Origin of the sequence: Fibrobacter sp. UWH6 (genome assembly GCF_900142465.1) — a bacterium.
Taxonomy (GTDB): Bacteria; Fibrobacterota; Fibrobacteria; order Fibrobacterales; family Fibrobacteraceae; genus Fibrobacter.
In genome coordinates this window covers 254,778-265,355 of the sequence record NZ_FRAX01000002.1, presented here as the reverse complement: position 1 = coordinate 265,355, position 10,578 = coordinate 254,778, and the positions used below count along the sequence as shown (strand labels likewise).

General features: G+C 46.3%; 6 protein-coding genes. 4 read left to right on the top strand and 2 right to left on the bottom strand.

What is annotated here, in order from left to right; genetic code table 11:
* Nucleotides 1-46: 46 nt before the first annotated feature.
* The 3 genes from BUB73_RS02990 (at nucleotide 47) to BUB73_RS17150 (ending at nucleotide 3,154) form a co-directional block, all read left to right on the top strand.
* The gene (locus BUB73_RS02990) at nucleotides 47-1,378 is read left to right on the top strand and encodes an FISUMP domain-containing protein (protein WP_073283482.1); all 1,332 of its coding nucleotides are present in this window, start codon (nucleotides 47-49) and stop codon (nucleotides 1,376-1,378) included.
* A 121-nt stretch (nucleotides 1,379-1,499) separates the two neighbouring features.
* Nucleotides 1,500-2,567 (top strand): glucokinase, encoded by a 1,068-nt coding sequence (locus BUB73_RS02985; protein WP_073157710.1) that lies wholly within the window; start codon nucleotides 1,500-1,502, stop codon nucleotides 2,565-2,567.
* Between the two features lie 182 nt (nucleotides 2,568-2,749).
* Nucleotides 2,750-3,154 carry a hypothetical protein gene (locus tag BUB73_RS17150; protein WP_083538295.1) on the top strand — a complete coding sequence of 135 codons (405 nt, stop codon included), beginning with the start codon at nucleotides 2,750-2,752 and terminating at the stop codon, nucleotides 3,152-3,154.
* A gap of 56 nt (nucleotides 3,155-3,210) precedes the next feature.
* Here the strand turns inward: BUB73_RS17150 and BUB73_RS02975 are convergent, their stop codons facing one another.
* Nucleotides 3,211-3,999, bottom strand: a complete 789-nt coding sequence (locus BUB73_RS02975; protein ID WP_073283479.1) for a hypothetical protein — start codon at nucleotides 3,997-3,999, stop codon at nucleotides 3,211-3,213.
* A gap of 9 nt (nucleotides 4,000-4,008) precedes the next feature.
* Nucleotides 4,009-5,421 (bottom strand): hypothetical protein, encoded by a 1,413-nt coding sequence (locus BUB73_RS02970; RefSeq protein WP_139259094.1) that lies wholly within the window; start codon nucleotides 5,419-5,421, stop codon nucleotides 4,009-4,011.
* A gap of 267 nt (nucleotides 5,422-5,688) precedes the next feature.
* On the opposite strand from BUB73_RS02970, the gene BUB73_RS02965 reads away from it, so the two are divergent.
* Nucleotides 5,689-10,557 (top strand): InlB B-repeat-containing protein, encoded by a 4,869-nt coding sequence (locus BUB73_RS02965; RefSeq protein ID WP_073283474.1) that lies wholly within the window; start codon nucleotides 5,689-5,691, stop codon nucleotides 10,555-10,557.
* The last annotated feature ends 21 nt before the right edge of the window (nucleotides 10,558-10,578 follow it).

Here is a 10,578-nt window from a genome sequence, read left to right as displayed (position 1 = left end):
GCAGGTAAGGAATGCTAATTTTTAGCGAGAAAAAAGGAGTTTGCCCATGAGGAACGCTCGTGTACCTTTTATTTATGTCACATCACTTCTTGCGATGTTCTTTTTTGCCTGCGAGGATTCCACCAGTGCGTCCGGTTCTCAGGATGAACAGAGTCGTGTAGATACTGTCTATGTAAGAGACACCGTCAACATAAAAGGTGATACCATTCGCGTAAAAGGTGATACGGTCGTTGTAACCAAACAGGATACCGTTATCAAAAATGGCGATACCGTAGTGGTCTCCAAGAAAGATACCTTGGTCGTGAAGGGCGATACCGTTGTGGTGACCAAGAAAGACACCTTGGTTTTAGATGGTGATACCGTAGTTGTCCGTGATACACTTTATCTTCGTGATACGGTTTACGCCCGTGACACGATTTTAGATACTCTTTACCTTGCGGAAGAAAAAATTCTTCAGGAATGCGCCAATCATAAGTTTGATGAAAAGTCCCAATTCTGTTATATGGGTAACGTATATCCCCTGTGCGGAGGCAAAACCTATAATCCCGATAGTGCGACCTGCGTGAATGATGTGGCGGTCCTTGCCTGCGGCGGTACTGTATACGACAAGGCCAAGAAGATCTGTTATAAGAACAAACTTCACGATCGCTACGTCCGTATGGGTAAATTCAATTACGAATATTTTGTGGATGATCGTGACGGTCAGTTCTATCGCAGCATCCCCATCGGTAATCAAACCTGGATGGCTCAAAATTTAAACTACGCCGTTGATAGCAGCTGGTGTGCTGGCGGTATCGCCACGAGTCCCGATGACTTTACTCAGGGCGATTGTGAAAAGTACGGCCGTGTGTACAGATGGGCTAGTGCCATGAATATCCCTGATGAGTATAATGAGATTAGTGCCGTAGGAACCGTGGTGGATACAACCAAGGAATATCAGGGAGCTTGCCCCAACGGCTGGCACGTTCCCAATCACCATGAATGGTATGCCCTCGAAGATTACATTTATACCAACATAGACCCCGATTCTTCGCATTCTATATCCGAACACCTGAAGTCTGATAGCTTGTGGGTCGATGGCTATGGTTGGATGGGTTCTGGCGATGACCGTGTGAAAGTTGAAATTCCGAAGGGAATTAACTCTGTAGGGCTGAATATACTGCCTGTAGGAAGTTTCATTTATTACGATTCAAAAGTTTACCCTTCGTATTTTGGCCAGGATTCCCGCCTTTGGAGTGTTAACGAAACGTACAATACCGGAGTCTATGTGGTGTTCTTTAGCTATTCCACCGATTACAAGACCCTGAAGTATTATAAGGGCTCTGCGGCTTTCAAGAATTGGGCTTGGTCTCTCCGCTGTTTAAAGAACAATAATTAAGAACGTAGGGCCCAAAAAACATCTATTTATAAGGGAAAATTTTATTCGTTAAACATGGAACGTCTAATCTTATACTAGATTAAAAGGCGTAAATTATTTACCGTAAACTCGGAGTTTTATTATGGAAATTAAATGGCGTAATCCTGATGCAAAGTTTGATCGTCTGGTTTTGGCTGGCGATATCGGCGGTACCAACACCAACCTTGGCGTTGTTGGCTACAAGGATGGAAAGTTCACCTTGATTCTCGAAACCGTATGTCCCTCCAAAGACATTGACGGTCTGGATGCTCCCATCCGCGAAACCCTTAAGCTGGCTGCAGAAGCTCGCGCTGACCTTAAGGTGAGCCACATCTGCATTAGCGCTGCCGGTCCTGTTGCCAATAACAAGTGCGTCATGACCAACCTCCCTTGGTCTGTGGATGGCGATGCCATCTCTGCTGCAACGGGCATTCCCACTCTCGTGATCAATGACTTCATGGCTATCAGCTACGGTATCCCCACTCTGGACGTGGACGATCCGGAACAGATCCACAAGCTGGTCCACACCGACGGATCCACTCCCGCTCCCCAGGCAGCAACCAAGGCTGTGATTGGTCCGGGTACCGGCATGGGCGTTGGCTTCCTGGCATTCGACGGTCAGAAGTACATTCCCGCTTCTTCTGAAGGTGGCCACTCTACTTTCGCACCTTTCGACAAGGACTCCCAGGAATTCCACGATTACATGGAAAAGAAGCTTGGCGTTGTTCCCGGTGTAGAACCTCTGGTTTCCGGTATGGGTCTTCGCAACATGTACGAATGGTGGAAGGAAACCCGCGGCGTTCCGAACAACGAATACTTCCAGAAGATCGAAGAGACCGAACCCAACGATCGCCCCAAGTACATTTCCCGCGCCAGCGACAACGATCCGGTGGCCGCCGAAATGATGCGCCTGTTCGTAAAGATGCTGGCCCGCTTTGCTAGCGACGCTGCAACCCTGTTCCTCCCGCTGGGTGGCTTCTACCTGGCTGGCGGTACCGTACAGAAGGATCTGCGCTGGCTGGAACGCGATAACCTGTTCATGCAGTACTTCGAAAAGAACTATAACCCCAACATCCGCCCGCTTCTGAACAAGATTCCTGTGTACGTGATCAAGGATTATAGCATCAGCCTTTACGGCGCTGCAAACGCAAGCCTGAATCTGCAGAAGTAAGCGGTCACGCGCAGCGTGTCATCCTGAGCCCGTAGAGCGAAGGATCTAGCTAAAAAGTCCCCGATCAATCGGGGATTTTTTATACAAATTGCGATTTGTTTATGCTATTTGTATAAAGTCCGTTCGGTCTCAAGATTTTTTGTTTAAATTGAAAATAAAGAACTTCAAAAAAGGAATGAATTATGGCTGTAAAAAAGTCCGCTGCTAAATCTGCTCCCAAGAAAGCTCCTGCAAAAACTGCAGCAAAGAAAGTTGCCGCAAAGCCCGCTGCAAAGAAGGCTTCTCCGAAGGCTGCTGCAAAGCCTGCTGCAGCTGAAGAATCCGAAGGCTTTGACATTGAACTGAATGCAAACCCGGCCATGGGTGCCATTGTTGTCGAAGCTCTCAAGAGCGAATACTTCGAAAATGCCGCCGACGAAATGGAAGCTTTCTTCTCCAAGGAAGAAGTGAGCGATGTGGATGTTCAGTCCCTGCTGTTCAAGGTGTTTATCCAGGGAACTATCGCTGGTGCCGCTATTGCCGCTGACGAAGCCCAGAAAGGCTTTGAAGACGTCAATAAACTGCTGAAGAAACTGTCCAAGAAGTAACTGCTCAAAGTAACTAAAAAAGGCATTCCGTTTTATCGCGGAATGCCTTTTTGCTTTTAGTAAAGTTTTGCTTCCCAGGTTATGGCGTAATCGTCGTTATCTTCGTCATCTAGGAACGTTTCCGTATCCTTGATGTATCCGATATCCTTTGCTGACATGCATCGGCCAGAACTGACGATTTCGTCTTCTTCGTCATCGCCTGTCTGGCTGATAACGACGGGGCAAATCCTGATTTCGTCAATGCCGCGGACAACCGAAATGGGGTCAAAGGAAGTCATATCGCGCCATTTCTTTTCTTCAAGTTCTAGGGGTAGCACTCCCGTTGAAAGGGTGTTCGCCTTGACGCTGTCGCTGTACAGTTCAACCTTGAAACGAACCATCGGGTTGCTGGCCTTGTCTGACTTCTGCTTAAAGGACTTCAGCGTAATGGTGATGTTCTTGTTTTCCTGCAGGTAGTAGACTTCCACAACGGTATCCTTGGGTGTCACGTTGCTAGTATCTTGCGGCGTGACGTTGCCCGTAGTGTCCTTTGGACCATCGTCGTAGGTGTATTCGCCCTTGTCGTTGTAGTACGGATTGGAAATCTGCGGACAGTCGTAGGAACCGAATTTCTTGTAGAAATTGGAGCAGCGTTCCTTGCTGTAGGCTGCCAGGCAGTTATACAGATCTACGCGGCCCAAGTTGGCTTCCAGGGAATCCAGGAGACCTTTTTTAGGACCCTTGTGTTCGCTAAGAATTTCATTTTCGGCCTCGATAACACTTGTTTCGCTACAGGCGGAAAAAATAACGGCGGTAGATGCAATTGCAGATGCTACAAGAAGTTTTTTGATAAAATTAAATCTCATAATTCCTCCTTACTTTAGACTCAAATCCACCATTACGCGCCATGAGGGCATGCCACCATGGTTAATGGCGTGGAATCTATGATTGTCTTTGGTGGAACCAGCAGCGAGGAGTACCTGGTATTCGACAGAGATGTATTTGCAGTCGATGCCTGCGCCGGCCCAACTGCTGAACTCCCAGTCGTCTATGTAGAAATTACCTTCAACAGTGTAGTTTTCGTAGGCCGGATAAAGTCCTTTACTTTCAAGAACGGCCAGGTCTTTCTTCAGTTCCTTGGACGGATGCTTTACGGTATATTCGCGAGTTGTATTGATCTGGTCGAAAATGGACTTTGTGATATCCCCTGCAAGGCTGAGGAAAATGAACGTTGTGTGGCCGGTGTGAGCTCCGAGTTTCAGTGTAAGAGGAGCGTCAACGGCGATGTCATGATAGTCTACGGTAAGCTTGTTGTTGACGTCAAATTGGGTTTCCTTGTATGTGATTCCGTCCTTGATTTCGTCATTCTTTGTGAATCTTGCATAACGGTATATGGCGCCAAGGCGTCCCTGCAAGGCAAAGAAACTGGTAAAGTAGTATCGATAGAAAAGATATACGCCAAAGTTTCCGTCCCAGTCGCTGTTTTCTTCGAGATTGCCCAAACGCTTGTCCTTGGCTCTTCCTCCGATAAAGGAAAGACCGAAGTTGTAGGTAATCGAGGCGATGCTGTCTCTGATGGCGTTCTGGGTGCTGTCGTATTCCGCGACGCTCTTCTTCTTGCGCATGGCCTTGAAGCGGTTGGCGTAAGTCTTCTTTTCGGTGAGAGTCTCGTCTTCAACCTTGTTTGCTGTGTCTGCAACTGCTGCAGTGGTCGCCTGTGTCGAGGTGCCTCTCAGGATAAATGTCTGCTGACCGGGCTTCGTGTTCAGTACCGCCGGATTAACTGCAGTTGCCTTGGCTGCTGGCTGTGCTGATGCTTGTGTTGCGGGCTGTGCAGCCGGTTGAGGGGCGGGCTGTGCTGCGGGCTTGGCCTCAGGTTGCGGAGTCGGTTCTGCAACAGGTTGAAGTGCGGATTCTGCCGGGGGAGTGGGTGCTTGTTCCGGTGCGACACTGGACTGCACTTCCTCAAATGCACTTTCAAGGTCAGACTGTTCTTCCTGCGGAACTTCGGCCTCGGCGGTCTGTTCTTCGGCGTTATCTTCAACGGCTTCTGTAGAAGATTCTGCTGCGGATTCTTCTTCAGCAGTCTCGACAGCCTGTTCTGCCTGTTCTTTTTTCTTTTTCTTCTTCTTGGATTTCTTTGCCTTTTTGGCACTCTTTGATGTCTTGGACTTTGCCTGTAGAACCTTCTGTGTCTTCTCCACAGATGTTGCCGGCATAGATGGCGCAGCCAAGACGACCGCAGCCATGAAGGCCAAGAATGTCAGTATTTTTCGAATTAAAGCCATTTGAAAAAACTCCCGAGATAAGCAAAAACTACCACTAAACTTACGCAATGTTGGCTTGTCGTGCAAATGTTTTTTCGAGAAAATGTCCTTTTTACCGCATTTTATCCCTTATTTTTGATGAATTTGACTCGTTTATTCCAAATTGGAGTGCTTCTTGGGTGTCATTGGTCACATATAATGGGTGGCTGCTCCCTATTTTGGGGGTAAATGCTTATTTTTAACGTAAATGGAGGCGCTTTTTTTATGAAATCGCTTAATTGTGTTTTTTTGTCTGTTTTGTTTGTCCTGCTGTTGGTAGGTCAGTCTTTTGCTGCGCTTAAAGATACCACGGTCAGTAGTAAAACGTACAAGGTCATTGCAACGTGCGAAAACTTGGTGGAATTTTCCAGTTTGGTAAACACGATTGTTTGCCCGTCTGGTTATGACTATGTGTATGGCGACAATAATTGCCAGAAAAAAGGCTCCCTTATGACGAAATCTGCGTCCTTCCCCAATGCCGGGCTTAATGCGATTGTGACTGGTCCTATTGATATGACCTGTACCGAAAACTTTGAGCCGATGGGTAATGAAAATAGTGGTCGTCGGTATGTTGGTAATTTTAATGGCCAGGGATATCCTATCCGTAATTTGAAAATCGATAGTGATGATCAGAATGTGGCCCTGTTCGGTGTGATAACGACAGAAGCTGTGATTGAAAATGTGGTTCTTGAAAATGTGGAAATTAAGGCTACGGGTATACAGGAAAGAGGAGGAAGCCGCCCCATTAGTGTGGGTACTATTGTCGCATGGCAGGAAGATGGTACGGTCAGTGGATGTTATGCCTCCGGCTCTATTGTTACAGATGGTTTGGCTCAGAGTGTTGGTGGTATAACAGGCTATGCAACAGCTGGTACGATAAAGGATTGCTTGAGTTCTGTTGAAATTCATAACTTGAGTAACGCAAGCTTTGTGGGCGGTGTTGCAGGAACCCTTAGCAATGCAAAAATTGAACGTTGCGTGTATGGGGGCAATGGCGTTTACAATGCTGGCGATGGTACGTTGGGCGGCCTTGTGGGGCAGAAAAACGGGGGTACAGGATCGATTGCGAACAGCTACTATGACAATAAGACTGTTGATAAACCTGTCGGAAACGAAGATAACGGTTCCGGTAGCGGTGTAGGTCTTCCTGATGTAAATACGTCAGAAACCGTTGAAAATTTGAATGAAGGGTGTGGCGAAAAATGTATTTGGTCTAACGGATCGGACAATATCACCAATACCGGTATTTCCAACGATAATGTTGACAATACTGTGTACACGATCTATTTCGCTGCCGGTACAGGTTGTGCATTCCCGTCAGGTGCTATTACTTCCAAGGCTTTGAAGTTTGATAGTCCGATTACATCTACCGGTATTACGGAACCTGTTTGCGACGAGAAGAAGTTTCTCGGTTGGTCTTTGAATGCTTCTGCTACAAAACCGGATGAAAGTCTGGGCAAGGTGTCTGGCTCTAGCACGGTGTATGCCGTGTGGGAAGACTATGTAACCGTGACCTTCCATTCTAATGGTGGTAAGTTTGCTGGTGACAAGACTGAACTGGCTAAGAAAGTTGCCAAACAGTCTGTGATTGTCTCTTCTGATATTGAAATTCCCTCTAGAGCTCCTGAAGGCACCGGAGAAGATACGAAGTATTTCTCATTCAAGGGCTGGGCTTTGACAAGTGATGCTGTTGATGTTCAGAGCCTTGGTGCGGCTGAGGGTGATGTTAATGTTTATGCTGTTTGGGAAGAGACGAAGATAGTTTATTACTCCGTCATCTATGATGTGAATGGACATGGTGAAACTCCGGCTATTGATCGTGTGAAGGAACATTCAACGGCTTTTAGACCCGAAGATCCAATTGCTGATGGTTATAAGTTTGATGGTTGGTACACCTCTGCCGATGGCAAGGGCTTGCCTTATGATTTCGAAAAAACGGTTTTGAATGATTTGAAATTGTATGCAAAGTGGGTTCCCGTCAGCTACGCCATTCTTTATGAATTGGGTGAAAATGGCGTGAATAATATTGCTAATCCTGTGTCCTATACGATTGAATCTGCAAACATTATTTTGCAGATTCCGTCCAGGGATGGTTATGATTTTATTGGCTGGTATGACAATGCTGACTTTAATGGCGAAGCCATTAAGACGATTCTTACCGGTTCCTTTGGTGATAAGAAATTCTATGCCAAGTGGAGTGTGAAATCCTACTACGTCTACTATGCCGAAGGTACTGATGGCGTCGGTGAAGTTCCTGCCGCACAATTGGTGAATCACGGGGATTCCGTTAAGTTGGCTGGAAAAGTCTTCACGAGAAATGTCTACAAATGTGATAAGGATGGTAAAAATTGCTCTGTACAAACGACAGTCAATCAAATTGGTTGGTCTCTTTCTGATGGTGGTAAAAAGTTCTATGATCTTGAAAGCTACTATAAGGGAAATGCATCTGTTACGTTGTATCCTGCCTGGGATGAAAGCGCTTTGACGTTGTATGCCGTTACTTTCAAGATTGTTGGCGCTGCGTCGACTGACGCTGCTGAATATCTGGAAGCTAGGTACCTAGATGTGTCTAGCGCTTCCGATGTGAATGTCAAGTATCCCACAATGTTGATTCATGATGGATATAAAATTACTGAAGTGTCTTCCAGTGATGTGACGTTAGATACGAAGACGACAAGTTTTGTGATGCCGAAGAAGAATGTTGTGGTGACAATCGATGTTGCTCCCAAGAAGTTTAAATTGGCTTGGAATCTTGAAGGTGGCAGTGTTGCAACGGCAGGAACTGCAGCTGGTGAAGTTTCATATGGAACTTCCTTGAATGCTCCGGTTGTTGAAAAGGAACATTATACTTTCTCTGGTTGGAATCCGAGTGTCCCGGAAACGATGCCTGCAGAAAATGTTTCCTATACGGCTGTGTGGACCGAGAAAACGATTGATGTGACGGTTAATCTCGGAGGAAATAAGATTACGGTCACTGTAAGTGAAGATGCTTCAAAGGATGAAATTGAAGAAAAGATTAACGAACTGCTCCGTGATCCGAATTCTGACTTGAAGGTTCCCGAAAAACCTTCCGATGATGATTTCGTTTATGAATTCAATGGTCATTGGAAGGAAGATGGTGGCGAATATGTTCCCGAATACGATGCCATTTCTCGTGAAGACCAGAATATTCATGTTGTAGTGGGTGGTTCTCAAGTTGATGTTACCGTCAGAAAGGATGATTCTAAGGAAACCGTTAATCAGAAAATTAACGATGCTGTGAAGGATGCCGGAATTGTAGTTCCCGCCAAGGATGGCGATGGTTATAAGTTCAATGGCGAATGGGAACAGGATAAGGACGGTAATTATGTTCCTGTTTATGATGTTGTAACAATCAAGGTGGTTGTTGCTGGTAAGGAAATCGATATTGATATCAAGAAGGGTGATAGCGCCGATGACATCAGCGATAAGATTAATGACGCTGTAGCTGAGGCTGCCAAGACTGATCCTGCCGTTGTTGTTCCTGCCAAGGATGAAGCTGGTCGTGATTTCAACGGCAAGTGGGAAGACGCCGATGGCGACGACAAGTACACTCCGGTATATGTTGTACCTGATGACAGCAAGGTCATTGAAGTTGTTGTTGGCAAGGATACCATTGAAGTTGTTGTTCCCAAGGATGCTTCTGACGAAGAAGTTGAACAGAAGATTAGCGAAGTCGTAACCAAGCCTGTCGTTGGCGACAAGGATGAAGATGGCTACCAGTTCAATGGCGAATGGGAACAGAATAAGGATGGCAATTACGAACCCGTCTACGAAAAGACTGTCCAGGCTGAAGTTGCAGGCAAGGACATCCCCGTTGACATCAAGAAGGGCGATAGCGCCGATGACATCAGCGATAAGATTAATGACGCTGTAGCTGAGGCTGCCAAGACTGATCCTGCCGTTGTTGTTCCTGCCAAGGATGAAGCTGGTCGTGATTTCAACGGCAAGTGGGAAGACGCCGATGGCGACGACAAGTACACTCCGGTATATGTTGTACCTGATGACAGCAAGGTCATTGAAGTTGTTGTTGGCAAGGATACCATTGAAGTTGTTGTTCCCAAGGATGCTTCTGACGAAGAAATTAAGCAGAAGATTGAAGAAACCTTGAATAATCATGATCCCAAGATTGAAGTTCCTGAATCTGAAGATGGTTTCGAATTCAATGGCGAATGGAAGAAGGATGATGATGGCAATTATGTTCCTGTTTACGAAAAGGAGATTGTCGTAGTCATTGGAAACACTGCTATCAGCGTTGTTATTGACAAGGATGATTCTGATGATGATGTCAATCAGAAGATTAACGATGCTGTGGCCGAAATTTCCAAGAAGGATTCTAGCATTGTCGTTCCTGTCGTTGGTGACAAGGATTCTGTTGGTAATGAATTTGATGGTAAGTGGGAAAAAGATGAATACGGCAATTATGTGCCTGTTTATTCAAAGGCATACAAGATTGTCTATGTGATGCCTTCAAATGCGGTTCTTTCCAGCGACGTTTCAAAGTACGTTCTTGGTAAAGGTGTGCAGCTCCCATCTGCTTCCATCAAGGATGATGAATCCTGGAAGTTTATGGGTTGGTATGAAACTGAGGATTACGCTGGTCTCAGGGTAAAGTTTGTCGGTGCCGAAGCCAAGGGCCGAAAGACTTTCTATGCCCTGTTCCAGAAGACTGTCCATTATAAGGCTGGCGATGTATCCGGAAAAATGGAAGTGGTGTTCAACTACGACGTAGAAAATTCGGATGAGGTCGTTCAGCGTGCCTTGATGGGTGTTGCTCCCGAAGGCTACACCAAGAAGGGTGTGGACTACGTCTTTGACAAGTGGGTTCTTTCTGACGGTGTGTATGTGGCCAAGTTTGTGGATGCTTCCACTGGCATGAAGAACATTGCTGTGGCACGTCACTTTGGTGTCTCTGTTAGCGGTCGCACTCTGAACATTGTTGGCGCTAAGCAGGGCGACAAGATGCTCGTTGTTGATATGAAGGGCAAGATTGTGGCCCAGGACAGAATCAGCGGTGTAAACCACATTGTTGAACTGACTTCCGCAGGGAACTATTTGGTTCGCGTCAATGGAGTTTCTACTCGTGTGATGGTGCGATAAGATATAGGTTGGACTTCAAAT

What these genes read in the sequence shown, in the direction of transcription:
- BUB73_RS17150 (WP_083538295.1), top strand. Translation starts at nt 2,750, where the DNA reads ATGGCTGTAAAAAAGTCCGCTGCTAAATCTGCTCCCAAGAAAGCTCCT.
- BUB73_RS02990 (WP_073283482.1), top strand. Translation starts at nt 47, where the DNA reads ATGAGGAACGCTCGTGTACCTTTTATTTATGTCACATCACTTCTTGCG.
- BUB73_RS02975 (WP_073283479.1), bottom strand. Translation starts at nt 3,999, where the DNA reads ATGAGATTTAATTTTATCAAAAAACTTCTTGTAGCATCTGCAATTGCA.
- BUB73_RS02985 (WP_073157710.1), top strand. Translation starts at nt 1,500, where the DNA reads ATGGAAATTAAATGGCGTAATCCTGATGCAAAGTTTGATCGTCTGGTT.
- BUB73_RS02970 (WP_139259094.1), bottom strand. Translation starts at nt 5,421, where the DNA reads ATGGCTTTAATTCGAAAAATACTGACATTCTTGGCCTTCATGGCTGCG.